The organism is Alteraurantiacibacter buctensis, from assembly GCF_009827655.1.
GTDB classification, from domain to species: Bacteria; Pseudomonadota; Alphaproteobacteria; order Sphingomonadales; family Sphingomonadaceae; genus Alteraurantiacibacter; species Alteraurantiacibacter buctensis.
Map to the genome: position 1 here is coordinate 1 of NZ_WTYV01000007.1, position 24,923 is coordinate 24,923.

General features: G+C 62.0%; 18 protein-coding genes and 3 pseudogenes. 5 read left to right on the top strand and 16 right to left on the bottom strand.

The features are described 5' to 3' along the window. Positions 1–83 precede the first annotated feature (83 nt). From GRI99_RS15100 to GRI99_RS18780, 9 genes and pseudogenes are all read right to left on the bottom strand, one after another. Positions 84–308 (bottom strand): annotated as a pseudogene (locus tag GRI99_RS15100) (DUF1810 domain-containing protein); the annotation flags it as partial. Between the two features lie 413 nt (positions 309–721). Continuing rightward, positions 722–1,165, bottom strand: a complete 444-nt coding sequence (locus GRI99_RS15105; RefSeq protein ID WP_160772904.1) for a MarR family winged helix-turn-helix transcriptional regulator — start codon at positions 1,163–1,165, stop codon at positions 722–724. Between the two features lie 82 nt (positions 1,166–1,247). Then, positions 1,248–3,197 carry a right-handed parallel beta-helix repeat-containing protein gene (locus GRI99_RS15110; RefSeq protein WP_160772905.1) on the bottom strand — a complete coding sequence of 650 codons (1,950 nt, stop codon included), beginning with the start codon at positions 3,195–3,197 and terminating at the stop codon, positions 1,248–1,250. Positions 3,198–3,220: 23 nt separating this feature from the next. Beyond that, entirely contained in the window at positions 3,221–6,160 is a 2,940-nt protein-coding gene (locus GRI99_RS15115) for a TonB-dependent receptor plug domain-containing protein (RefSeq protein ID WP_160772906.1), read from the bottom strand. Between the two features lie 32 nt (positions 6,161–6,192). After that, entirely contained in the window at positions 6,193–7,869 is a 1,677-nt protein-coding gene (locus GRI99_RS15120; RefSeq protein WP_160772907.1) for a UGSC family (seleno)protein, read from the bottom strand. 354 nt (positions 7,870–8,223) lie between these two features. Further along, positions 8,224–8,793, bottom strand: a pseudogene (locus GRI99_RS15125) (IS6 family transposase); the annotation flags it as partial. A gap of 148 nt (positions 8,794–8,941) precedes the next feature. Continuing rightward, positions 8,942–11,386 carry a TonB-dependent receptor gene (locus GRI99_RS15130; RefSeq protein WP_160772908.1) on the bottom strand — a complete coding sequence of 815 codons (2,445 nt, stop codon included), beginning with the start codon at positions 11,384–11,386 and terminating at the stop codon, positions 8,942–8,944. A gap of 33 nt (positions 11,387–11,419) precedes the next feature. Then, positions 11,420–12,454, bottom strand: a complete 1,035-nt coding sequence (locus GRI99_RS15135; protein ID WP_337192934.1) for an amidohydrolase family protein — start codon at positions 12,452–12,454, stop codon at positions 11,420–11,422. Between the two features lie 17 nt (positions 12,455–12,471). Next, positions 12,472–13,674: an MFS transporter gene (locus GRI99_RS18780; RefSeq protein WP_160772910.1), complete on the bottom strand. Its 1,203-nt coding sequence runs from the start codon at positions 13,672–13,674 to the stop codon at positions 12,472–12,474. Between the two features lie 150 nt (positions 13,675–13,824). Here GRI99_RS18780 and GRI99_RS15145 point away from each other — a divergent pair, with 150 nt between their 5' ends. Next, positions 13,825–14,463, top strand: coding sequence for a TetR family transcriptional regulator (locus GRI99_RS15145; RefSeq protein ID WP_160772911.1), 639 nt, complete (start codon positions 13,825–13,827; stop codon positions 14,461–14,463). Further along, complete coding sequence (locus GRI99_RS15150) at positions 14,460–14,906, top strand: hypothetical protein (protein ID WP_202393129.1); 447 nt, start codon at positions 14,460–14,462, stop codon at positions 14,904–14,906. Before GRI99_RS15145 ends, GRI99_RS15150 begins: the two co-directional genes overlap by 4 nt. A gap of 479 nt (positions 14,907–15,385) precedes the next feature. Here GRI99_RS15150 and GRI99_RS15155 read toward each other — a convergent pair. The 4 genes and pseudogenes from GRI99_RS15155 to GRI99_RS15170 all read right to left on the bottom strand — a co-directional run. Further along, a pseudogene (locus GRI99_RS15155) lies at positions 15,386–15,748 on the bottom strand (DDE-type integrase/transposase/recombinase); the annotation flags it as partial. Positions 15,749–15,817: 69 nt separating this feature from the next. After that, complete coding sequence (locus tag GRI99_RS15160) at positions 15,818–16,609, bottom strand: Crp/Fnr family transcriptional regulator (RefSeq protein WP_160772912.1); 792 nt, start codon at positions 16,607–16,609, stop codon at positions 15,818–15,820. Continuing rightward, positions 16,606–17,004: a response regulator gene (locus tag GRI99_RS15165; RefSeq protein WP_160772913.1), complete on the bottom strand. Its 399-nt coding sequence runs from the start codon at positions 17,002–17,004 to the stop codon at positions 16,606–16,608. Before GRI99_RS15165 ends, GRI99_RS15160 begins: the two co-directional genes overlap by 4 nt. Before the next feature lie 41 nt (positions 17,005–17,045). After that, complete coding sequence (locus GRI99_RS15170) at positions 17,046–17,735, bottom strand: alternative oxidase (RefSeq protein ID WP_160772914.1); 690 nt, start codon at positions 17,733–17,735, stop codon at positions 17,046–17,048. Positions 17,736–17,862: 127 nt separating this feature from the next. Between GRI99_RS15170 and GRI99_RS15175 the strand changes: the two genes are divergently transcribed. The 3 genes from GRI99_RS15175 (at position 17,863) to GRI99_RS15185 (ending at position 20,926) form a co-directional block, all read left to right on the top strand. Further along, positions 17,863–19,368, top strand: coding sequence for a PAS domain S-box protein (locus GRI99_RS15175; protein WP_337192935.1), 1,506 nt, complete (start codon positions 17,863–17,865; stop codon positions 19,366–19,368). Further along, positions 19,361–19,969: a response regulator FixJ gene (fixJ, locus tag GRI99_RS15180; protein WP_160772915.1), complete on the top strand. Its 609-nt coding sequence runs from the start codon at positions 19,361–19,363 to the stop codon at positions 19,967–19,969. Before GRI99_RS15175 ends, fixJ begins: the two co-directional genes overlap by 8 nt. Before the next feature lie 576 nt (positions 19,970–20,545). After that, a complete protein-coding gene (locus GRI99_RS15185) occupies positions 20,546–20,926 on the top strand; it encodes a globin family protein (protein WP_237438386.1) in 381 nt (126 codons plus the stop codon). A gap of 105 nt (positions 20,927–21,031) precedes the next feature. On the opposite strand, the gene rnk is transcribed toward GRI99_RS15185, so the two are convergent. The 3 genes from rnk to gdhA all read right to left on the bottom strand — a co-directional run bounded on the left by rnk (position 21,032) and on the right by gdhA (position 24,164). Further along, positions 21,032–21,436: a nucleoside diphosphate kinase regulator gene (gene rnk, locus GRI99_RS15190; protein ID WP_160772917.1), complete on the bottom strand. Its 405-nt coding sequence runs from the start codon at positions 21,434–21,436 to the stop codon at positions 21,032–21,034. Positions 21,437–21,682: 246 nt separating this feature from the next. Continuing rightward, a complete protein-coding gene (locus GRI99_RS15195) occupies positions 21,683–22,687 on the bottom strand; it encodes a rod shape-determining protein (protein ID WP_160772918.1) in 1,005 nt (334 codons plus the stop codon). Between the two features lie 127 nt (positions 22,688–22,814). Continuing rightward, positions 22,815–24,164 (bottom strand): NADP-specific glutamate dehydrogenase, encoded by a 1,350-nt coding sequence (gene gdhA, locus GRI99_RS15200; protein ID WP_160772919.1) that lies wholly within the window; start codon positions 24,162–24,164, stop codon positions 22,815–22,817. Positions 24,165–24,923: the final 759 nt, after the last annotated feature.

Here is a 24,923-nt window from a genome sequence, read left to right on the forward strand (position 1 = left end):
CCACCTGCGGCCAGCCATGGCGGCGGAGGCAATCTTGCACTAACAATCAACACGGACCACTCGGTGGGGGCCGATCAATCGCACAAGCGCGGTCCGAGAACTGGATGAGCAAGATAGGCCCGCGCCTCGTCGAGCGAGCGAATGGCATAGTGTTGCGACATGGAGCTGCGACCCAGGCCCGCGATCTGCGGGAAGATAAACCACATCCAGTGGCCACGCTTCGCGCCACGGCGGATCTCGAAGAGAGCCGCCGCATACGTCGTTTCCTGCGCCTTCAGGAACCGGTTGAGGTCAAAGGAAGTGGTCATGGGCGGCAATTAGATGGCTGGCCCCTTATCGTCTACCAGTCCGGCCAGTTCACCTTCTCTGGCTCCCTGAAGAGCGGGAGCCGCATTGACCGCTCGTCGCCGTTCGCCTGACACCGACCGGGCTTGCGCTCGAACTGACCATGCTCGACCCGCCAGAGACGCGGCCTCCAATCTAGCCCCGAAAGGCGATGTCGAGACGGCCCTCTTTGAACCTCATTGACGGATTGGGGCCCGCAAAGGCGCCTGATATCAGAGACCATTTGTGGGGGTGGTTGGAGGTGCTGTCAGTCTGACCGCAACTCGTCTCCGATCTGCGGAGCACTGGCTAACCTGAGAGGTAGAGCCATGTCAGGCTCGGACTCTCGCCGGCTCAGAATACCAGCGGTGCAGTTGCTCTGACAGGTCCGCGCTTGCTAGAGGTTCTGTTGCACCTTGATCAGCAGTCGCACCAGCTCGCGTTGCTCGTCCTCGCTCAAGATCGCTGCGATCGGCTCTTCGAGCGTCTGGCTCTTCAGCATGCTTTGCTCCGCGTAGGCTCGTCCCTTATCGGTCAGACTGAGATGCACCTTGCGACCATCCTCGGGAGACGGTGTCCGCGTGATCAGGTCCTCTGCCTCCAACTCACGAAGGAACAGGGCCACCTTGGACTGGTCGAGAAAGAGCGCATCGGCAAGGTCGCGCGGCGAGATCCCGGGATTGTAACCGATCAGAAGCGGGATGGAGAAGGCGCCACGGGGCACGCTGGGCTTTGCCCGGCGGCTACGCAGGAGCATGCGCTTACGGATCGCCCGCCAGGTCAAGTGGACTTGAAACCCAACGTGACCAGCAATCGGGCCGAATTCCGTCTCCCCGCTCATCCCACGCCCATCCTTGCACCCCACAGGCAAACACCGCCGCCGCCATAGATGCGACAAGTGCTGCAGAGCAAGGAGGGCATTTTCATCCGACCGGTTCGCGCGGGCCCACGACGAACGGCTGGCCGGCCTCGATCGCGCCTAAGTCGGGGCCACGACCGGTGAAGCGATCGGAGACATTGGGCAGGATTGTTCCGGCATCGACCGCAGGCGAACTGACTGCCAGGGAAAAATCGAAATCTGCCGGGTCATAATTGCGGGTCGGATTTGTCGGGTCCGGCGGGCTGGCACGCACGAAGCTGGTCCAGTCCACAATGACGCTGCTACGGTCCCGTCCTGTAGCGGCAGCATAGGATGCCAGGTCCGCAAACGTCGTTTCGGTGCGTCGCGCGGACCAGGAAGTTGCTCCGTTTGCCGGGCGCACGATCGCGAAGGTGTTACCACCCGCCGTTGCCGGCCCGAAGCCGTTGTAATCCGATGAGCTGTAGGCTGTGAACTCCTCGGTCGAGAAGACTTGCGGCCAGGCCCCCTGGCCCAGGATCAGGTTGTTGCGGAAGTGGACGTTGGAAGTTGGCCCCATCTGGTGGACCTCTGACAGGAATGTGTTGTTGTAGAGGATAACGCCCGCACTGTTGGCGGTCAGCTTCAGAGCGCCGCCTTCGGGCGCGTTGTAGACGATGTTGCGGATGAAGTAGATCGGGCCACCAAGCGCCGGCTGCGTCGACAGCGCCCGATGGGCGTGATTGAAGCAGCGGTTGCGCATTACCCGCACGTTGAACATCGCGCCATCGGCCTCGATGCAATTGTCATCCACGTTGCGGATATCGTTGTTGTAGATATCCAGCGCCACCGGCATCCGGTCGCGTGGCGTGTCCGGCCAGTCATCCGGATTGCCATAGGTTGCGTGGTCGATCCCGTCATGAAAGTTGGCCACCAGATTGTGCGCGATCACGTGGCCGGAACCGAACACCTTGATGGCGTATTCGCTGAGCAAGGGCTGCGGGAATCCCGGCAGTTGGTTCCAGGTGCGGCCGATCCAGCCCATCAACCTGTCGGGATCGTTGCGACCCATGAAAGTGTTGTCGGCAATATAGAAATCGCGTGCGCCGCCCCAGTCTGTGGAAACGCCCCTGCCCACGTCTTCGATCCGCGAATGCTTAAGGACAAAGCCGACAGCGCCGCCAATCCGCTTGTGCCCCAGGTCGAAGGCCACATCGGTGTTGCGGATGGTCAGGCCTTCAAAATGGTGGTGATCCGCAGCCTGAAGATTGAACAGGACGTGGTTGCCGCCACCGTCGATGATCACCTCGCCATCGCCTGCAGCAACGATCGCAATCGGTCGCTCTGCCGTGCCCTTGGCTGTCAGGTACATCGTACCGTCGAACAGCGTGCCCATGCCGCGCCCGCCGTACTGGCGTCGGTCCTGGCTGTAGGTGCCCGCGTGCATCACGATCGTGTCGCCCGGTTGCACGCGGGGCAGGAACGAATTGGACCAGTCCGCGCCGTTGGCCCCGGTGTTGTAGGCCTCCAGAAGGCTGGAAAATGCCGGCTCCTGCTTTTCCCCCTGATGGCCGGGCGGGTAGACGTGGAACCGGCGCCCGTCCGTTGCGGGGCGCGGTTCGGCTCTTGTCCTCACAGTCACTGTGCGCGTTGTTTCGCCGCTCGTTCCGTCAGGGTCGCTAAGCTGCAGGCGAACCTCGTACTCGGTATCTTCCGCCAGATCGAAGACGCTGCCGGCAAACATGTTGGGCGTGACGACGTCGAACGAGGGCGGCTGCCGAATTTCCTCGCCGCTCAGGCGCAGCAGAGGCAGGGCCTCGCGCCACTGTTCGCCACTGCCCGCGGGACGATAGGACACGGCGACCGCAGCATCACGGTTGTTGTCCCCTTCGATGTACCATTCGAAACCCAGCGCCATCAGGGTTGCGGGTTCGACGACAAGCTCGCCAGCGCGGACCTCGCGCGTGTCATCCTGCGCCCGCGCCGGTCCGGTCGCCGCTGCGCCTGCCACCAGGGCAAGGGCAGCGGCGGCCATCCGATGGCTGTCGAAGGAAGCCATCAGAACCCGGCAACCACGCGCAGGAAGGCGATGCGGCCGCGCGGATCGACCAGCAGGGCGCCACGGTCATAGCTGGGCAATTCCGGGCGATCCTGGAACAGGTTGCGCACGCCGATGCTGATCGAGGAATTGTCCACTTCCCAGAAATCTCCCACATCCAGCGTGTAGGTTACATCCACGGTGACGGTTCCGGAAAGATAATCATCTTCCGGCTGCTTCACGTCACCTGGGCTGCGGACCAGCGCGTCGTTCTCGATTCCGCCGTAATAGTTCAGGATCGTCGAAATCGAGTGGGGCCCGGTGCGGTAGTTCATCCGGCCCTGGCCCCGCCATTTGGGTGACAGCGATCCGCCGGTAACCGTGGTGTTGCGGTTGCCGGCAATGTTGACGAACGGCCGCCCGGGTGCGGACTGGATGGCATAGGTGGGCACATAGGTTGCAATGGCCGACAGGTTCAGTTCGCCTTCGCCCAGATCGGTCGAGTATTGGGCCTCAAAGTCGAACCCTTCGGTCTTCAGGCCCGCCAGGTTGATGTAGGACGGCTTGACGAAGATCACGTTGTTCTGCCCGTCGCGGATGACCTTTGCGGGATCGTTGGCCGTTACCAGCGCCTGGGTGTTCTCGGCGCTGATCAGGTTGTCGAACGTGTAGTGCCAGTAGCCTGCTTCGAACCGGAACCCGGTAAACGGCTCCAGAATGACGCCCGCCGAATAGGAGGTCGAGCGCTGCGGCTCCAGGTTGGGGTTGCCTTCGAACAGCGTGGTAATGCGCCGTGTCGCATCCGTGCCGCGCGGGCCGGGGCCTACGTCACTGATGTTGGCCAGGCCGCTCGACTGAGTGAAGCGCTGGAACAAGGTGGGCTCGAGGAAGGATGTGCCATAGGTGCCGCGCAGGGTCAGCCAGCCGCTGGGCACGGTATAGATCACGCCAATCTTCGGGTCGGTGGTCGAATTGTCCTCGAACTTCTCGTGCCGCACGGCAGCGTTTACGTTCAGGGTGCCCAGATCGTTGTCGAAGATCGGGGCGGACAGTTCGGCGAAGAAGGCGAGGGCATCCTGTTGGGCGGCAACGTCGGTAGAGACCGATCCGGTTTCGACAATGCCCGTGTTCTTGGCTGCGTCGAAATCCACCGCCCAGGTATCGCGCCGGTACTGCATGCCAAAGGCCAGGCTCAGCGGCCCGCCAGGCAGGTCGAACAGCGGACCCGTGGCATAGGCATCGAACACCTGCTGGCTGGTGCGGTAGTTGTCCCACAGGGAAGGCATCAGCCAATCTATCACGTCCTGCCGGTTGGCAGCGGCGCTCCCAGGGGTGGCGTAGATCGCATTGTTGAACGGGTTGAAGAAGTAGCAACTGCCTTCCCCGGGACGCTGCCCGGGCGTGCCCGCGTTGCAGTTGGGCCCCCCGAAGCCGGCCAGCGCCGCGCGGAGTTGCGGGATCAGCACGTTGTTGTTCTGCGCATTGTTGCGCTCGGTAATCTTGGAATAGGTGAAGTTGGTGTCGTAGAACCAGTCACCCAGGAAATCCCCGGAGAATCCGCCCACGAAGCGCAAGGCATCGTTGATGTTCTCGGCCCCTGTCCGGCTGCGGGCGCATTCGCCGGGTGCCAGCGTGTTCTGCGTCGGCAGGCCGCACTGCGAACCCAGGATGCGCCCTTCAAACACGACATCTTCATAGAAGGCGATGCCGGATGCGGGATCGGTGGGGTTCGCTGCCAGCACGACCACGCCGTTGGCATCTCGCAGCGGAATCATCGAACCGGGTGCCGAGGGTTGCGCATAGAGCTGTTGCCCGGCAGAGTTGCGCGCGAAATAGACCGGAGCAAGACCATTGGCGATCCGGTCCGCATCGGCGCGGGCAACCCCGGGGTTGTAACCTGGCACCACAATCGACGGATTGACGTTGATCGATGCCGAAGTGGAGGTCGACGCTTCGATATGCGCGCGCTGATAGCCGCCTTCCAGTCTAAGCTTCAGCCAGGGTTCGAACTCATGCTCAACAACTGCGTAAGTCTGTACGCGGTTTTCTTCTGAGACGAGCCCGCTGTCGGGGTAGAAGTCATAGTAGCAGGTGCCAGTGGTCACGTTCGGCGTGCCGGCGGGGAAGAACACGGTCTGCTGGGTTACGCCGCAGCCTTCGTCCTGCACCCGCGTGGTTGCGGTGGTCAGCTGACCCCCGGCATTGCGCCGCGGCACCACGAACCGCCCCGGGTTCCAGGGAGACGAGTAGAACGGAACGTCGGTCCAAGGCTGGTCTTCGGGGAAGAGTTGATCGCGGATATTGTATTCAGCAGCCAGAACCACGTGGGTGTCCCCTAACGAGCCGCCGAAGATGCCGCCGAAGCGCGATTCCTGCTTGCCGCTGTGAGTGACGATGTTGGTCTGCGCGCGCAGTTCCATGCCCTCGAAGTCGTCGCGGGTGAACATGTTGACCACGCCGCCAACCGCGTCCGAACCATAAAGTGACGATGCGCCATCCTTCAGGATTTCAACATTGCCGATCATGATCTGCGGGACCAGGCCGTTCACGTCGACCACGTTGGCTTCGCGGGGAAGCCGCGTCTGGCGGCGCGAGTTGAGCAAGATCAGCGTCGCACCGTCGCCCAGGTTGCGCAGATTGACCGTGCCGCCGCCGGTAAAGGCGGTGGCTCCCCCACCAGCCGGCACGGTCACAGCGTTGGTGTTGTAAGGCAACTCGGCCAGGTAGCGGGCCACGGAGGTTGCGCCCTTTTCTTCGAAATCCTCGCGGTCGAGCACGTCAACCGGGGACGAAGGCTGGAAGCTTGTGCCGCGGATAAGGCTCCCCGTCACCACTATGGTATCGCCGCCGTCTTCGGCGTCGCCAGCGGATTGTGGCACCGGCACCGCGCTGTCCTGCGCCGCAGCGGCACCATGCGTAAGGATCGCGGCAACGCCGCACAGCAAAGCAATCTTCCTCATTGAAACCACTCCCGGGTTTGGTGTTTGTGTGTTCAGCGCCAGCGATCGATCGAAACGGATTGCGGTCGGTACATTGACCAGGCCTGCATCATCGGGCTGGCATCGTTGCCGGCCACGATCACCTTGATGGTGCCAGGGGCGAAGCGGGGTACGCAGGTGTCCTCAGGTTGTCCGGCGTAGGCGCTGATATCCTGGAAACGGCCCTCCAGTCGCAGATCGCCCAAGGGTCGGCAGGCGTTCTGTTCGAGGTAGGCCTGCAGGTCGGATTTCGACATACCCTCCGCTTGCAGTGCTTCGGCGCGGGCTGGCGACACGATCAGGGCCGCCCCGCCGACAATCTGGAACCGAGCGAGGTCCGGCGGCACGTCAGCTATTCCCGTCCCCAGGCCATAATTGCCGGCGTGCGCCCACCCTCCGGTGAACAGCGTCAGCACGCTCTCGTCCGGCCCGAAGCCCGCGTCCTCCGCCAGCGACGGCCATGGACTACGCTCTTCGTTTTCAGCGAACATGAAGCTGTAATTGCTGTTGCTACCGATCACCGCCATCAGGTTGGTGCCAAAGTGGCCATCGCCCAGATTGGTAATGAACAGGCGCAGCGCGCGGCCCATGCACGCATTGGCACGGTTGCCCGGGCCGACCGCATTGGTGCCCGCGTTCATGCCCACCTGTTCGCGAATGGGGCCGTTGACCACCTGCATGAACGAGAACGAATTCGTCGATCGCAGAATCGCATTCATGTTGAACTTCTGGAACGCTTCCATTGATGCCAGCAGCACCGGCATGTGTTCCGGCCGGCAGCCCGCCATCACGCCGTTGACTGCGACATCCCGCACTGTGGCGATCAGCCCTTCCGGCGGAAATTCCGGAGCCACCACCTCATCGGGTGGATGGCTGGTTCCTGTGAGCATTTCGGCCACCAGTTCGGCGGTTGGCGGCACAATGGGCAAACCGTCGGTCAGGCCCATTTCATGAAACCGCTCCTGTACCTGGGCCATGTCGGCGGACAGCAGTACCTCAGGCCGAGGGGGCGCCTCACCAGTACCGGCTCGCAGTTCGGCCGCTGTGCGCGGGGTGACCAGCCCGGCAACGATGGCGTCAAGCGATTGTGCGAAAGCCGCAGGCTCCATCTGTTCCGGCGGATAATCGAAAGCGGCACGCCGCACGGCCACGCCGAAGCGCTGATTCGACAGATCGCCCACGCTTCCTAACTCGCGGAAATTCACGACCACGCCGGGGATGCCCAGCCGCTCGATGGTCGCGCTCCAACGGAAAGCGTAAGCCGTTGTGGAGGATGACGCAGCGGCCACGTAGACATAGCCGTCGAACCCGCTTTGCAAGGTTGCCCACAATTGCGGGTCATCCTGGGAATAGGTGACGTTGCGATCAAGGATCTGGACGCGGGCGCCTTGCCCTTCAAGGTGTTGCACGAGACGGGGCAGTGCCAGATCGAAACCGGAATTGTCGGGCCAAGATTTGATGATTGCGATGCGCTTGCCGGCAAGGTTTTCCAGTCGATTGGCCAGCGGGGTCAACTCAATCGGCGGGAGTGTCCCGCGCGGATCGAGAACAGCAATGGCAGTATCCTGTCCTGCCGCTAGGGCGCCTTGCATCGGGGCAAGAGCTAGTCCTGCGGCTGCCAACATCATCGACAAACGCGAATGCACGGCCGCTGCAATCAGGTCGCGCGTTGCCCTGCCCCTTCCACGCATGATAATCCTCCCTGCAAAAGATACTTATTTTTCTTAAGTATCTTGGATAGCTAAAGACGTGACTCCGCGCAAGAGCGTTTACAGTAAGGCCGGAGGAGCGCTGGAAAGCGCTTGGCGGCTGGCCGGCGTCGTGATTTGACTTCGGCCGCAAGACGCTAGCCGATTGGGCTATCAGCAGACAGAACGCTGGGATGTCCCGCATCGATAGGGTCGCCGCACCACGACCAAATTGGCGGACTCGCCCCATTGATCCTCAGCAACGGGGTCGGTCGCGGACTGGCCGCTTTCGGCAAGTAGCTGCGTTATAGCGGACGTTCAAACCGGCGGCCGTCTCGGTGTATCGCCAGCCGGTGGGAGCGAGGCGAACTTCTGCAAGCTCTTCATCTGCCGGAACCTGAGCATCGCTCGTTCTCTTCGTCGGAACGGCAGGTGGCTATTCTCCGGCCCGTTTTTGGCCCAGCGGCCAATCTCCTGCTTCTGGGCGTTGCCGAACTCGGTCATCGCGGCTTTGTACGAGCGCAGGCCGTCGGTGGTGATCCCGACCGGTGAGCCGTGGCGCTTCAGCGCCTTCTTCTTAAAGGCGAGAGCCGCCTTCTTGTCGCGGGTCTTCGTCACGAAGCTCTCGAGCACCTCCCCCTCCTGGTCGACCGCGCGCCACAGGTGATGCATCTCGCCGTTGATCTTTACATACACCTCGTCGAGGTGCCATTTCCATTGCCGAAACCCCTTCATCCGGCTGACCCGCTGGCGCCGGACGTCAGCGGCGAACAGCGGACCGAACCCTTTCCACCAGTGACGCACGGTCTCGTGGCAGATGTCGATACCCCGCTCGGCCAGCAGATCCTCCACGTTCCGCAGGCTCAGCGGAAAGCGGACGTACATCATCACCACGAGGCGAATGACCTCGGGTGGCGAGTTAAAAATGACGAAGCGAGCTGGCTGGTTTGCGAGGGCGTGGCATCGGGAGCGCCCTACCCTTACGGGATCAGAACGCTAGCGGAGAACTTGCTCTGAGAGAGCCCCGCAGGACACTCAAGCCAGGTGGCCGATCCTCAGCCGGGCCGGGCGAGGGTCAGAACCGCTTCTTCAGGCTGATCGCCCATTCGCGCGGGCGGCCCGGCTGGGCATTGGCCCCGGCAGGACCGGAGATCTCGGCGGTCGTCAGGTAATAATACTCGTTGAACAGGTTGGTCACCTCCAGCGACGCTTCCAGGTCCTCGTCCACGTTGCGCCACGTCAGGCGTGCGTTGGCCAGCGTGTACGGCGCAATGCGCGTTCGGTTCTGGTTCACCGCAGTGCCGAACACCTCGGACTGGTAGCTGGCATCGAAGCGCGGCGTGAACGATCCCATGGCGCCCGCCTCGATCCGATATTGCACGCCGACGCTCCATTTCCATTCGGGCGTGTACGGCGGCGACATACCAAACTGCACACCGTTGGGGCTGGTCGGTCCACCCGCCGCCGGAGCAATAGTCTTGTATTCGAAATCGAGGTAGCTAGCTGAAGCGTCGATCACCAGGCCGTCGGTCGGCCGGATCGACGTTTCGGCTTCGAGGCCGCGAATCCGCGCGGTTCCAACGTTTGCCGGCAGACCACACGGGAACGCGGCCGTAGCCGGCAGCGGCGGCGGATTGAACTGCGGGCAGCTGTTCAGGATCAGCTGAATGTCCTGATAATTGGACGAGAATGCCGCTACGTTAAAGCGCATGAGGCGGTCGAACAGCTCCGACTTGAAGCCAAGTTCCCACGTTTCCAGCGTCTCCGGCCCGAAAGGCTGCACCTGCGTGTACGCGAATGGCCGCGGATTGACGCCGCCGCCCTTGAAGCCGGTCGAATACTGACCGTACACGTTGACCTCGTCGGTCACCTGATAGGCCAGGTTCAGCCGGTAGTCCCAGCGGTTACCGCGATAGGTGCCGGTCTTCCCGTCGAGCAAAGCATTCTGCCCGGTCAGCAAATTGCCTGCGCGGTCGCGTCGGCGATAGCTGTAATCCTTGCCTTCTTCGGTATATCGCACGCCCGCAGTGGCTGTGAGTTCGTCGGTCAGGTCGTAAGACGCATGGACAAAACCGGCGCGCGTGAAGCTGGGAACCGGATCGCCGGAGACGAATACCAGCGGCGTTCCGGGCGTATAGCGGAGGTCCTGCCGGGCGGTGTAGAAAATGTCCTGGTTCATGATGAACCCGCCGAGGGTGTAATTCAGCCGATCGCCCACTTCGCCGTTCAGGCGCAGCTCGTTGCTCCACGAATTGAACTGCAATCGGTTGGGGCCGCCCAGGCCATGGGACAGCGGCGACAAGTCGTCCTCGGCGGTAAAGATGGAATCGTACCAGCGGTAAGCCGTGATTCCGACGAGTTCCAGGCTATCTGCCAGCTGCCATTCGACCTGGCCCGAGATGCCCCAGCCCTTGAAGTTTACCTGCCCGTCGATTGCCGACCGCTGCAAGGCGCCGTCGGCGGGCGATTCATACGCGGCGAAATTGCAGAACCGGCCGCAGATGAAACGGTTATCGAAGCGGAAGGGGATGGAGAACGGGTTGATGTCGCCATTGCCGGCATAGTTCGCGTCGACCAGCACGCCCCCCGCCATTTCATGCTTCTGACGCGTGAAATCGGCGATGACGTTGACTTCCAGATCGGGCGTCGGTTCGTAGCGCAACTGTGCGCGGGCGGCGCGGAAGCCGACTTCGCCCTGGCGCGAAAGCAGACAATTGGGCGCATCGCGCAGCGCCGGGATGCCGCCGGCAGGGTTGACCTGTGCGGTGACGCCGGCACTGGTGACATAGGTTGCGGGACCGCCGGCGGGAAAGACGCAGCCGAAGTCGAGCCGGTCGACATAGCCATCCTGCTGGCGGCTGACCGCGGCGACCCGCAAGGCCAGCGTGTCTTCGATCAGGCCCACGTCGACCGCCCCGCGCATATCGATGCGGTTGCGGCTGCCATATGTCGCCGACAGGAAGCCCGAGCCGTCGCCTTCTGGGCGGCGCGAATAGAGCTTGATCGAGCCGCCGATGGAGTTTTTGCCCGACAGCGTGCCTTGCGGCCCGCGCGAGATCTCGACCCGGTCGAGATCGAGCAGGTCAAGGATCGAGCCGGTCAGTGTCGAATAGTAGACGTCATCGACATAAAGTCCCACGCCAGGCTCAAGTGCCGGGTGGAAGTCGAACTGGCCGACGCCGCGGATATTGGCCGCCAGCGACGGTCCGAAGAACGACGAGTTCGGCTTGAGCGTCACCGAAGGGGCCTGTGCCGCCACTTCGGCGATGGTCACCTGGCTGCGCGCCTCCATCATCTCGCCCGACACAGCGGTAATCGCGATCGGCGTGTATTGCAGATTCTGTTCGCGGAATTGCGCGGTGACGACGATTGTCTCGACTTCGTCGGTCGACGCCTCGACTTCGGGCGAAGCGGGCGCATTGCCTCCGGTCTGGGAACCCGCCTGCTGGGCGGCGACCGGTGCAGCGATGGTGACGGCCAAAACACTGGCGGCGGCGAGCAGATGGCGTTGCTTGTTCATGTCCTTCTCCCTCTCATGATTGTTTCGCGGCCGTCAGCCGCGCGGAGCGATCTTGAAAATGCGTTCGGCATTGCCGTGCGTCACGGCTTGGCGCTCGGCCTCGCTCAAGGGCGCCTCGCGAATGAATTGCACCGCCGGCTCCATCGGCTGGTAGGGATAGTCGATCGCCCACATCACGTTTTCGACCCCCAGCTTGTCGATCGAGTAGCGCAGCGCCAGCGGGTCTTCGACGCCGCTGGTGGTGATGACGAAGTTGTCCTTGAAGTACTCGGCGATTGACCGTTGTGTCCGGGGCGCGCGACCAGCCTTCTGCGAGCGCGTGTTCATGAAATTGATCCGCCACAGCCAGAAGCCGATCGCCTCGCCCATGTGACCGATGCAGATCTTGAGGTTCGGGAACCGGTCAAACACGCCGCCCGCCATCATCCGCACGGCGTGGGTGCCGACTTCGACCCCGTACCCCCACATCGCCGAATCCATGCCGTAGTCGGCCAGCGGGCCCTTCAGCGTCAGCGAAGGCGCGCGCGGGTGGATGTAGATGCATGCGCCGAGCGCCTCGGCCGCTTCGAGGCACGGCCAGAACTTGGGATCGTCGAGATATTCGTCGTTGGTGTGGCTGTTCAGGATGAAGCCGTTCAGCTTAAGCTCGGTAATCGCACGCTCCATCTCGCGCGCTGCGCGGCGCGGACTTTGCGGCGCGAACGAGGCCAGACCGGCGAAGCGATCGGGCCGCCCGTGGCAGATTTCAGCCAGCCGGTCATTCGCCAACGCCGCCAGATCGGTCGCCGTATCGGCGTCGAACATTTGCACACCCGGCGCGGTCAGCGACAGCAGGTGCATATCGATGCCCAGCGCATCCATCTGCGGCAGCCGTTCGCCCTCGATGTCGAGCAGGCCGGTCAGGAAGTCGACCCCGGCGTATTCCGCGCCGCCGCCCACGGCCTCGTAGATGCCGCTGACCAGCAGCTTGTCGAGGCTCTGGCTCGGACCTTTGCAGGTCTCCGCCAGCTGTGCGGCAACCTCGGGGATTTGCCAGGCTTCTTCGGTGGCGATCAGACGGACGGACACAGGCAAACTCCCTTTATTTAGTGCGACAGCGGCGGGCGGCGCGAGAGCCACAACGCCAAGAAGGCGGCGACGATCATCGGCACGACGGGGATGAGGAAGAACTGGTGCGGCGCAAAGAAGCCCGCCCCGGCAACGGCGGCCCCCACCAGCGGGCCGATGATCGAGCCGATCCGGCCTATCCCCAGCGCCCATCCCAGGCCCGAACTGCGCATGGCCTCGGGGTATGTTGCGCCGGTCGCACCGTTGATGGCGTTCTGCGTGCCGATCACGCCAAATCCAGCCATCACGATCAGGATCGTCAGCGCCGCCGTGCCCCACACTACCGCTCCGGCAAGGCCCAGCATGATCGCGCCAGTCAGGGCGAACAGGCCAGCCGTGCGCCAGCGGTTCCAGCTCAGCATGATGCTGGAAAAGATGCCGCCGATCGTGCCACCGGTGTGAAACGCGGTGGTCAGCCAGGCCGATTCCTCCAGCGAAAAGTTGGCCGCGCGGGTCACCAGCGGCACCCAGGCATTGAGCAGGTAGCCGCTCATCAGGCAGAACGCAAAGATGAACCAGATCGCGATGGTCTGCGCGCGGTAGGTGGGAGCCAGCAGCCGGCGGACCCCAGGGCGCGGCGCCTCGCCGCTGTCAACGACCGCGTCATCGTTTGCTTGCGGGCGGCCTTCGGGCAACGAGAAGTGGACGATTAGCGCGATGATCAGCGGCAGAATGCCGCCTAGCAGGAACATCACCTGCCAGCCATAGTCGCCGATCAGCTGGGCCGCGGCCACGCCAGCGACGACGCCGCCGAAGGTGATGCCGATCCCGACGAGCCCAGTCGCGGTCGCGCGGTATCGCGGCCCGGCAATCTGCGCGGCGAGCGCCAGTGCGTTGGGCAGCATGCCGCCGAGGCCGACGCCGACGAAAAATCGCAAGATTACCAGTTGGGTCAGCGACGTCGCCATCACGGTGACGAGCGAAACAAGGCCGTAGGCAATACACGAGCCGACGATCACCTTGCGGCGGCCGTGCCGGTCGCCCAGCGGACCGATCAGGATCGCGCCCACCAGCACCCCAACCAGCGAGGCGCTGAGTACCGGGCCCAGTTGCGCCGGTGTGACGCTGAAGGCGGCTACGATCGACGGACCGGCAAGGTTTGCGGCCTGCAGGTCGAACCCCTCGACCACCAGTGCAATCACGATGATTGCCCGGCCCACCAGCGGCCGGTCGCGCACCATGTTCTCTCCCTCGATCCAGCCTTATGTCAGGCGGTATGCAAGTTATAATGAACCTTAGTTCACTTAAGTCAACCGACATCCGCTGGCAGGCCGATGCGGTTGACCTGGTGCGCCTCAGGCCATAGTCCACGAGTGGAAAGGGGATCGTCTGTGGCCAGCGCGACACGTCGACGAGCACGCCGTAACAGTCGCGGCGAAGCGGCCGATCGGATGATTGCGGTCGGCCGCGAACTCCTTTCCGACCGCGATATTGACTTGCTTACCGTACGCGAGATCGCCGAAGCTGCGGGTTCGTCGGTGGGCAGCTTCTACAACTGCTTTGGTGACAAGGAGCAGTATTTCGCCAGCTTGATTGAAGACATGGTCTTGCGCCGGCAGGCCGGGGCCAGGGTCAACTTCGGCCAGCCCTTTGCTGAACTGCCCCGCGCGCTCGCCACCGGCGCGATCACCAATTTCCGCGAGCACCAAGGTATGATCCGCAGCGCCTTGCGCAAGCATCTGCTGGGTGCGCCGGTGTGGGACCCGATCTCCGTGATGAGCACCGAGTTTGTCGACGAGTATCGCCGGCGTTGCAGCCAGCATCTCGGCCGCCCGCTGACCCGCACCGAGCGCAAGCGCATCGCGTTTGCTTTCGTCTGGTTGTACGGGATGCTGATGCAGCAGGTTATGCGCGTAAACAACACTCACGATTACGACAGCCAAGACCAGGAATTTACCGAACACGCCGTCCAGAGCTTCCTCAGCCTGCTGTACGACGCGATCCCGTTGACCGGCACCGCCGAAGGGTGAGCCGGCGGGGCGCGACCGGACTTTCAGTCGAACTGACCACCGCCAGGCCAAAGCTGATCACAGGCAGGCTGCAACCAGACGAAGAACTGGTCGCAGGCGAAGGCGGCACCGTCACCATCCACGTGCCGCTAACCCTCCCCTTGCGCGGCGGCCGCAAATACGTGGCAGCAAGTCATCGTGCTGGAACTCCGGATCTGACGCTGATCGCGGCCCTGCGCAGGGCCCATGCGATGCTCGACCGCGACCGGGGTCGCCCACTCATGGTCGAAGCGCCTGCCTCACCGTACGATCGCCGTATCCTGCGCCTCGCTTTCCTCGCCCCTGACCTGCAAACCGATATCCTCAACGGACGTCAGCCTGCCTCTCTCAACCTGGAATACCTGATGGCCCGCGACATCCCGCTCGCCTGGTCGGAGCAGCGCACAGCCCTCGGCTGGGCCTGACCCGCTGCTCCCTGTTCCATCGAACAAATAGCCTGTTCAGGTCGAATATCAGGCCCTGTTATGGCGATTAAATACCCTGTTCGGTCGAATAACAGGGAAACGGGGTTCTGACGCACACAACCTACGGAAAACGAGGCATTTTTTGCGATCATCCCGAGCGAGTTCGGCCCGCAACAGCCTGTTTTTGACTGCAAATGCGCAATTTTCCCTGTTCTTCCCTGTTAACCGGCAAAACCCAGGCAAACTGAACTGATGCTCCTCAGGCCAGAGACGGGTGCTCCAATTGGCCGGCAAAGCTGGACGTTGAGACTGGTCTGTTCGCGCCTCCGTGACGGTTTAGGCCGCGCAAACCCGCCTGTTCCGCGCCCTTGCGCAGGGCGCCTGATATCAGAGACCATTTGTGGGGGTGGTTGGCGGTGCTGTCAGTCTAACTGCAACTTGTCTCTGATTGGCGGAGTTCGCCCAACCCTAACGTCGGCTCAGGCCATGAGCGACCGCCACTCGGCCAGGGCGGCCGAGCGGCGGGTCTTGTAGGTTGTCCTGTCGACGAGGTGGCGTTCGAGGTTAAAGTGGTTGTGGACGTTCGCGTGAACCGAGGCGAACTTCTGTAGGCCCTTCATCTGGCGGAAGTGCAGCATGGCCCTTTCCCGTCGGCGGAACGGCAGGTGGCTGTTCTCCACCCGGTTGTTGGCCCGGCGTCCGACCGCCTGCTTGTAGGTGTTGCCAAGCTCGGTCATCGCCGACTTATACGAGCGCAGGCCGTCGGTCGCGATCTCGGCGGGTGAGCCGTGGCGCTTTCGCGCCTTCTTCATGAAAGCCAGCGCAGCCTTCTTGTCGCGGGTCACCTCGGGCGATGAATTGAAATAGCGGAACGGGCTGGCTGGCTTGCGAGAACGAGACATGCCAGCGCCCTACCCTCGCTGGCCGAGAACGCTAGTAGTGCGTTTGCTCTGACAGAGCCCGCGCAAAGCATCCATATCCCGGATCAGCAGGTCGAAGCGATTGGGCGATGTAAGCAGGCCCTCGTTGCGCATGACTGTAAACTGGCGGCTGACCGTTTCGATGTTCATGCCCAGCAGGTCGCCGATCTGCTGCCGGGAAAATGGCACATCGATAAATCTTTGCCCCTGCACAGGCGTCGCAATGCCGAAGGTTTCGGCAAGGTGCAGCAGGAACTTCGCCAGTCGCGCGCCTGCCGATGTCGTCCCCAGGATGCCCATCCATTTTCGCAGTTCGTCGAGATCGCTGAAGGCCAGCTCCAGCAGTGCATGGCCCAGCGGCGGATAATCACGGGCCAGGGCATCGAAGCCGTGTCGCGGCAGCAGGCAGATTTCCGCTTCTCCGACCGGATCGATATCATACCCGGCACCCTCGCCGACGGCGCGGCCGACAAGAGTTCCCGGAAAGGCCAGCCCCACGATCAGCTGGGTCCCGCGCGCGGTCGATGCGCTCAGCTTGACGATGCCGCTGCGGACGACCGCCAGGTAGCGGCCGGCATCGCCCTGCCAGGCGATCGGCTCGTCGCGGCGAAGCCTGCGCGCTGCACGCATCTGCTCAATCTGGCGCAGCCGATCAGGCGGCAGGATGCCACAAACCGACTTGTGACGGATCGGGCATTCGGCACAGGACTGCGGCGCGGCTTTGCCAAGCTGGCCTGCACTCTGGCGGGCGACTGGCTCCGTGCGGGCAAGGGCCATGGTCATCTGCCTGGCGCCTTTATTTCGGGCAGGCCGGCAATGGCTTTCAGCAGGGTCTCGCCCAGCAGCGGCTTTTCGATCACCTGCGCCCCTAGTTCCACGCAAACCCGCAGCAGCGGCAAGCCTGGGGTAGAGGTAAGGACAATGACCGGTCGGCCCAGCTCCACCCCCCACCAGCGGGCCAAGTCCTCGGGGAAATTGCTGCCCCGGCCCTCGCAATCCAGCACCAGGCAATCAGCCTCGCTTGCCAGATGGTCCGGCCTGCTGCCACGAGCCACCGCCAGGGCATGAATGCCATAGCCGCGGGTCTCCAGCGCAAAGGCGATGGCCGTGCGCACCCCTTCGTCGGCCACGCCAAGCGCGACGACTTTCTGTGGCGCAGTGCCTGCGGGTGTGCGCACAGTCATCCTCCGGTCTGATGATGCAGGGGAAGCGGCGGCCTTCAGGCCGCGTGCTTCCAGATAGGCTCCAGCGAGCGGTGCGGCGGACATTCGGCCACGGCTTGCGTGGGCAGGTCGGCCAGCTCGTTGGCAAAAGAGTGGTTGACGTCGCGATGGTGCGCCTCGTCGGCGCGCACTACCAGCACCACGTCGCGCAGGGTGGCATCGTCCGGCAGCCCCCAATAGGCGCGGGCGATAGCCGGCGCGGGCACATTCGCGCTGCGCCCTTCGTCAATCTCGGCCAGGTAATGGGTATAACTGATCACCGCCTCTTCCTCGAAGTAGCCAACCACCCGGTGGGCGGTGCGCGGGCTGGCCAGGTAGAGGACGAAGAAGCCGACGTAGAACACCCATTGCACGGCAATGATTACCATGCGCTCGAACAGCGTGGGCTGGGACACTTCAATGAAGGTCATGAGGTGCATCCGCTCGTTTTCGGCCTCGTCCATCAGGGTGCGGATCCAGCCACGATCGTCGCGCATGCGGCGCAGGGCGTGCAGGTGGTTGATCGTCGCCCCGACCATGCCGGGAACTGCCGCGACGGTTTCCAGCACCACTGCCCGGTGGCCATAGCGCCTGGCGAAGAAGGTATCGGCGCACCAGCGCAGCACCTTGGTAAAGCCAAAGGCCACGCGGTCCGACAGGCCGCGCGGCTGGTGGTGGATCGACAGGTCGACCATGGGGGCAGTCATTTGCATTCTCCTGACCATTCCGGCACCAAGGCCGGGTTGCTTCGTTGCGTGGCAATTAGGCCGGCCATCAGGGAGAGGCGATTTGGGTCTTCATCCTACGGGCCAACACGGAGGCGGGCAGCCCAGCGTGCTTCGGCCGGAGAACAGCCTGCCGTGGCGGCCAGACAACACCTTCTTCTCGGGACCGGCCGCCACTGCGGGAGGCGCGCTGGTCGTGCTGGCCGGCGTTTTCCTGCGCGTTGCGCTGGATCCCATGATGGAAAACCGGGCCACCTACATCTTTCTCGTTCCAGGGGTAGTGGTGGGCGCGTTGGGCGGCTTCTGGCCGGCCATCATTGCAACCGTAATAGCAGTGATCTGCGGCGTGCTGGCCGACCAGTGGACTGGCGAAATGCGCTTTGGCGACTGGGTGGCGGCCTGCGCCTTCCTGGTGATCGGCACCGTGCTGGCAGCGGGCGGCGCCTGGCTGAAGCGCAGCCGCGAGCGGGACCGATCCAGCCGCATGGCACTCGCCCAGCGTGAGGCACATCTCACTTCGGTGATCCAGACGGTTCCGGATGCCATAATCGTAATCGACGACGCAGGCATCATCCGCGACTTCAGCGAGACCGCCGAGCGCCAGTTCGGCTGGAGCGCGGCAGAAGCGGTGGGCCAGAATGTTTCGATGCTGATGCCTTCGCCCTATCGCGAGGCGCACGATGGCTACCTGCAACGCTATTACGCCACCGGCGAGCGACGGATTATCGGCATCGGCCGCGTCGTTGTTGGCGAACGCAAGGACGGTTCCACCTTCCCGATGGAACTGGCTGTGGCAGAAATGAGCCTGGCCGAAGGACACTATTTCACCGGATTCGTGCGCGACCTGACCGAGCGCCAGCAGACCGAGACGCGGCTGCAGGAACTGCAAACCGAGCTGGTCCACGTCTCGCGCCTGACCGCACTGGGTGAAATGGCCTCGGCCCTGGCGCACGAACTAAACCAGCCGCTCTCTGCCATCGGCAACTACCTGATGGGCAGTCGCACGTTGCTTGAGCGGGACGAAGTGCCGCTGGCCCGCGTGGCGGAGGCGGTCGACCGGGCCGGACGCGAGGCCCTGCGGGCGGGCGAGATAATTCGTCGCCTGCGCGATTTCGTGGCCCGCGGCGAGACCGAGCGCCGGGTAGAGAACCTGCCTAAGCTGATCGAGGAGGCCAGCGCGCTGGCGCTGGTCGGCGCCAAGGAGCACGGCGTCCGCGTGCGGTTCGAGATGGACCCCGCGGTCGATCATGTGCTGGTGGACAAGGTGCAGGTCCAGCAGGTGGTGCTGAACCTTATCCGCAACGCGATCGATGCCATGTCCGATACGGCCGGCCGACGCGATCTGGCGGTAATAGTCACCCGCGCGCCCGGCGGCATGGCCCAGGTCAGCGTGTCGGACACCGGCCCCGGCATCGCCCCCGATGTGGCCGAGCGCCTGTTCCAGCCGTTTGTGACCACCAAGCAGGCGGGAATGGGTGTTGGCCTGTCGATCTGCCGCACGATCGTGGAAGCGCACGGCGGGCACATCAGCGCACGGGGCAATGCCGAAGGCGGAGCCACCTTCGCATTCACGATCCCTACGGTTGAAGACGAGGAGTTGGCGACGAATGTCTGAGGCTGCGGTTCATGTAATCGATGACGATGATGGCGTGCGGGACTCCCTGTCCTTCTTGCTCGACTGCTCAGGGATCGCCACGCGCACCTATTCTTCGGCCGCGCAGTTCCTCGCGGCCCTGCCCGGTATCGCACCAGGCTGCATCATCACCGATGTGCGCATGCCTGACATGACCGGGCTGGAACTGCTAGACGAACTCAAGCGACGCGGGTTGGATACCCCAGTGATCGTCGTCACCGGACACGCCGATGTGCCGATGGCGATTCAGGCGCTGCACGCGGGCGTGGCCGACTTCATCGAGAAACCTTTCAGCGACGAGGCGATCTTGGTTGCTGTGCGGGCGGCCCTGGCGCGGCAGCAGGATCGCAGCGAACTGGAAGCCGAACGCAGCCAGATTGTCGCCCGCCTGGCTACCCTCTCGGGCCGTGAACGCGAGGTGATGGACGGCCTCGTGGAAGGCAAGGCCAACAAGGTCATCGCCTTCGAACTCGATATCAGTGCGCGCACGGTGGAAGTTTACCGCGCCAATGCCATGACCAAGATGCAGGCGCGCACGCTGTCGGAACTTGTGCGCATGGCAATGATCGCCCGCATAGGCTGAAATTGGCGGGCGAGACCGCCGGCTATGCCGCCTTGGTCACAGGCTTTCCGCAGCCCTTGATTGCTTCTCTCAGAAACTGGGCCGGAGCGAGAATGTCTGGTACTGGCAACCGAAGCTTGCAAAGCGGACGTTTCAGTAACGACCCCATTGCGAACATTCCGATTGGCCGCTTCAGCGGTGAGGTGCGTCATGGCCGATCAGCGGGCATCAGGATCTGTAGATCGTTGCATAGGGCTACAGCCGGATCGGTTGCAAAGTCGATCTCGGACACTAGATTCTACTTATGCAATTTGATGGTCTTTTCGCGCCACGCGAACCCCAGCTGCTGATGATCGGCAATTAGCCGGACGAACGTCTCGCCAACGTGCGTCCGGTTAAAGCGGTATCGCGGCACTGAAGACACTTTCGTCAAAACACGACCAGCTGCATCGATGCCAGGCCTTAGCACCTCTCTGCACGAGAGGATTTGCGCCTTCAGCGGCGCTGATTTGTATGCGAGTAAGACCAATGGCCAGCAGAATGCACCATTATCTATATTCAACGCCGGATACTTTCCCACAACATCGAAATCTGGGAGTGAGCGACAAAACGGCCGGGGTGGTTGCGCAGTCCTTGAGTCTGCTGAAAGATCACCGCCAAGGCATCTCCTCCGCGATGAAGAGATATGTTGGGCGGAGCGATTCCGCTGATGGCGTTCCGATGATTTTCGATATGCTGTTCGATTACGCCCCGTCTTTGAGCGGCTATGCTAACAATTTACCCGACCCCGGAGAGATCCAGCGTCGTCACATGGCGTTAGGCATCACTTCGCAAACGTACTCGCTTTTTGGCGATGGCCTTGGCGCGATACTGAGGGACGTGCTGGGGGCTCAGGCCACACCTGCCTTGATATCAGCATGGGGCGATACATACTGGGCGATAGTCCGCTTGATCACTCAATCCAGCCCTCAACAGTAGGGCAATTCGATTCCTTGCGGACCAGAGCGATTGGCTCCGGTCCGCGGAAGGGGATACACCGGTTGCTGTTGACCTGGGTGGAGGTGAGTAGAGGATAGGTCAATGTCAGCCCTGCGTGACATCGATGATGCGCAATAGCCTTTCATGCCCTTCCCGATCCGGCCACGAAATCGACTGGCCAGCGCGCAAACCGATCAGTCCTGCGCCGACGAGCGATATAATGGAAATGCGACCAGCTTCGATGTCGGCTTCGTGCGGGTAGACGAGTTGCAACGTCCTCTCTGTCCTGCTTGCATCATCAACGAACGTGACGGTGCAGTTCATCCCGACAATATCTGGCGGCAGGTGGTCATCCCTCACTAACCGGGCACGGTCAATTTCCTTCAGGAGCAGGTCGGCGACCTGCGGCATGCGGGCCTCTGCGTTCAGAGCGAGATTGCTGATCCTTTCGGCATCCGATTCCCGGATCTGGATAGGCGGGCGCGCTTGGCCCTTGCGATTCTTGGTCATGGATTCCTCCTGGGGCGGCCGGACACATGGCTGCGAGTGCAAGAAAAATTGCACGGTGAATTGTGAGAGTTGAAAAAGTAGCCCCGGACCGCGCAGGTCAGGAAATCGCTGTCCGGGGCTAGGCGCCCACGAGAAGCGAGTTTCCATGGCAGCGGTAGCGCTGCTTAGAGGCAAATATGATCATGGGGTCAAAATGGGCGCGGCATGTAAGAAAGTCAAAGGGGTTCGATAAATGGACCCCATAGATCAGAAGGCTAATGCCTTCTGAAGCCCGAGAGCAACGCAGTTTGCATGATCGTTGGCTACGGAAACTTGCAGACCCGTGTCATTCGCAATAGCTTTGCCCACCAGTCCGATTGCTGCGCTGCCGCCCGTGAGAAAGATTCCGGAACCATGTATATCCCGGCTCAGCTCAGGCGGGAGCTGCGCCAACAAATTCCTGACCATTCGGGTTACAGCGGCTATTTGCTTGTCGATCACGGAAATCAGTTCACCGGCAGAAATTGCCACGGCTTCTGGCAGGCCGCTCACGAGGCTCCGCCCCTTGATGACAATCTCGGCTTGTTCGCTCAACTCATTTTCCAGGATGTTGACCAGATCGCGCTTCACCCGCTCTGCCGTATTCGTGCCGACTAGAAACTTGTGCCTTATGTGAAGGTAATCAGATAGCGCCGCGTCCAGCGCGTTACCGCCGCCCCGAATTGACGCAGTGGCGCACATGCCGCCAAGCGATATCACGGCAGCTTCGGTGACACCTGCGCCACACTCGACGATCATGGAGCCCTCCGGACGATATAGCGGAAGGCCCGCGCCCAGGGCGGCTGCCAGTGGCTCGGCGACCAGTTCGACCGATCCCAAGCCCGCATCGTTGGCCGCCGTCAGCAAAGCGCCGCGCTCGGCAACAGTCGCATCGGCGGGCACGCCGATGATTGCGCGGAACGGACGGAGGCGCCGTTGGCCAACGCTTGATCTGACGGCGTAAACCAGGAATTCTCGAGCTGCTGCAATATCGCTTAATACGCCGCGATGGAGGGGGCGAACAATCCTTAAGGCGCCCGACGTACGGTTTAACATCGCCTTCACCGACGCTCCCACGGCAACGAGCTCGCTGCCAGATGCCTCACCGGCAAAACAGCAAAGAGACGGTTCGTCGAACAGCACTCCGGCATTGCACACCACCACTCTTGTGTTTGCAGTACCGAAATCGATCGCCAGATCAGGTTTACCGGAACCTATCAGAAATTTTCTCATTCCTAGCGGTTAGCAGGCATAGGAGGCAATGTCTCCAGCACCAATGTCGGAAAGTGACAGGCCCGCTGCCTGTGATGCTATACTCCAGACTGCGGGAATCGCGGCAGCCTACCCTTCGAACAGCAGCCTAAATAACCCCAAAAGCGGTCATGGCAGCTGCTACGCGCTCGAACCCGGCGATGTTGGCACCTAGAACATAATCGCCCGGGGCACCGTAATCGGCGGCGGTTTCAGCGCAGTTATCGTGGATATTGCGCATGATTTCTGCGAGGCGTTCTTCGGTTTTTTCGAAGCTCCAGCTGTCGCGCGAGGCATTCTGCTGCATTTCCAGAGCTGACGTAGCAACGCCTCCGGCATTTGCAGCCTTTCCTGGGCCAAACAGCACTCCCGCATTCTGAAATACCCGGACGGCATCTGGCGTGCAGGGCATGTTGGCCCCTTCGCCCACGGCGAGCACGCCGTTCTTGACGAGCGCGGCGGCATCCTTGCCAGTTAGTTCGTTCTGTGTAGCTGACGGCATGGCCACTTCGCACGGCACATCCCAGATCGATCCGCCCTCGATATAGCGTGCCCCCTTGCCTCGCAGATCGACATACTGGGAAATACGCTCACGGCGTACTTCCTTGATCTCCTTCAGCAATTCCATATCGATACCGTTTTCATCAACCACGTAACCATTGGAGTCGGAGCATGCGATGACAATGCCACCAAATTGCCGTATCTTCTCAATCGTGTAGATTGCTACGTTGCCGGAACCCGAGACGACACATTTGCGGCCTTCGAAGTCAGCAGATCTCGTTGCGAGCATGCTGGACACAAAATATGTCGCCCCAAAGCCCGTAGCTTCAGTGCGTGCGCGTGATCCACCATAGACCAGGCCCTTGCCGGTGAGTACCCCGGCCTCGTACCGGTTGGTCAGGCGCTTGAACTGGCCGAATAGATACCCGATCTCTCGACCGCCCACGCCGATGTCGCCTGCCGGGACGTCAGTATACTCACCGAGATGGCGCTGCAACTCGGTCATGAAAGATTGGCAGAAGCGCATAATCTCGCCCTCTGACCGGCCGCGCGGATTGAAGTCCGATCCGCCTTTGCCGCCGCCGATTGGCAGGCCAGTGAGGGCATTCTTGAATGTCTGCTCAAAGCCCAGAAACTTGATGATGCCGAGGTTTACCGAGGGGTGGAAGCGCAGTCCCCCCTTGTAAGGGCCTAGTGCTGAATTGAACTGGACTCGAAAACCTCGATTGATCTGGACCTGCCCGGCGTCGTCAACCCACGGAACCCGGAATATTATTTGCCGTTCCGGTTCGCACAGTCGTTCGATCAGGGCGTGATCGGCGTAGTGGGGTTTCTTGGCTATTACGCGACCGAGGCTTTCAAATACTTCCATGACCGCCTGATGAAACTCCAGCTCACCGGCATTGCGACGCAGCACTTCGGCCAGGATGGGCTCAAGCTTCTCATCTATACCTATCATGAAACTTCCTATATTTTAGTATCTGTGGTTCGTCGGAATGATCGCAGACATCCCTTTTCCGTAATGCCGTGCATTAATAATGATCATCTCGACGAGAGAATCCCCGTCAAGGTCACGCGGCGGTACACTGCGACCGGTCGAAGCCCCAAGCACGATCACCATCTGCGACACTTTCACCGGAGGGCCGACCGAGATATTTTCAACCACCCCCATGGTCGGGAGATCAAAAAGCCAAACCCCAAACGCTCATCAGCGAAGGCAGTGCCCCTTCGGGCAAAAGTTGCTTTCCGTAATTCGGGAAGTGTCGCTTACAGCGATGTACAGGAGAAAACCCCCCGTCACGCCCATCAAGGCAAACACCGCCGTCATGACCCAGAAGTAGAAGGGCTGTCTATCCGCGCGGACGTATATCCATCCCGACTTGTCGCGCAGGTGTCTGTTCCGGAGCGCCGACCAAAAACCTGCCAGTCCGATAGTGACGGACAGTATTCCGAGCAAAAAGTTCATGATGAAGTACGTCCGGAGGTCAATTCAGCCGTAGCAGCGGGAATGTTCTCCGCCTGGGGCAAGGTGAGGTAGGAATCTCGACAGACCTCTTCGATTACCCGGCCCTCCATCTCGAGCCAGTGCGGGGACCGGAACCCTGTTTCAGAGGCCCGCGTGTCGTATAGGTCCCCATCCCGAAAGCGCTCCTGCCGAACCCTCCGGAATTGCGACGTATCGCAATCATACTCGTTGAGAAAGGCGTCGATCAGCGGG

What these genes read in the sequence shown, in the direction of transcription:
- GRI99_RS15110 (WP_160772905.1), bottom strand. Translation starts at nt 3,197, where the DNA reads ATGGCCGCCGCTGCCCTTGCCCTGGTGGCAGGCGCAGCGGCGACCGGA.
- GRI99_RS15170 (WP_160772914.1), bottom strand. Translation starts at nt 17,735, where the DNA reads ATGACTGCCCCCATGGTCGACCTGTCGATCCACCACCAGCCGCGCGGC.
- GRI99_RS15105 (WP_160772904.1), bottom strand. Translation starts at nt 1,165, where the DNA reads ATGAGCGGGGAGACGGAATTCGGCCCGATTGCTGGTCACGTTGGGTTT.
- fixJ (WP_160772915.1), top strand. Translation starts at nt 19,361, where the DNA reads ATGTCTGAGGCTGCGGTTCATGTAATCGATGACGATGATGGCGTGCGG.
- GRI99_RS15160 (WP_160772912.1), bottom strand. Translation starts at nt 16,609, where the DNA reads ATGACCATGGCCCTTGCCCGCACGGAGCCAGTCGCCCGCCAGAGTGCA.
- gdhA (WP_160772919.1), bottom strand. Translation starts at nt 24,164, where the DNA reads ATGATAGGTATAGATGAGAAGCTTGAGCCCATCCTGGCCGAAGTGCTG.
- rnk (WP_160772917.1), bottom strand. Translation starts at nt 21,436, where the DNA reads ATGACCAAGAATCGCAAGGGCCAAGCGCGCCCGCCTATCCAGATCCGG.
- GRI99_RS18780 (WP_160772910.1), bottom strand. Translation starts at nt 13,674, where the DNA reads ATGGTGCGCGACCGGCCGCTGGTGGGCCGGGCAATCATCGTGATTGCA.
- GRI99_RS15120 (WP_160772907.1), bottom strand. Translation starts at nt 7,869, where the DNA reads ATGCGTGGAAGGGGCAGGGCAACGCGCGACCTGATTGCAGCGGCCGTG.
- GRI99_RS15115 (WP_160772906.1), bottom strand. Translation starts at nt 6,160, where the DNA reads ATGAGGAAGATTGCTTTGCTGTGCGGCGTTGCCGCGATCCTTACGCAT.
- GRI99_RS15130 (WP_160772908.1), bottom strand. Translation starts at nt 11,386, where the DNA reads ATGAACAAGCAACGCCATCTGCTCGCCGCCGCCAGTGTTTTGGCCGTC.
- GRI99_RS15195 (WP_160772918.1), bottom strand. Translation starts at nt 22,687, where the DNA reads ATGAGAAAATTTCTGATAGGTTCCGGTAAACCTGATCTGGCGATCGAT.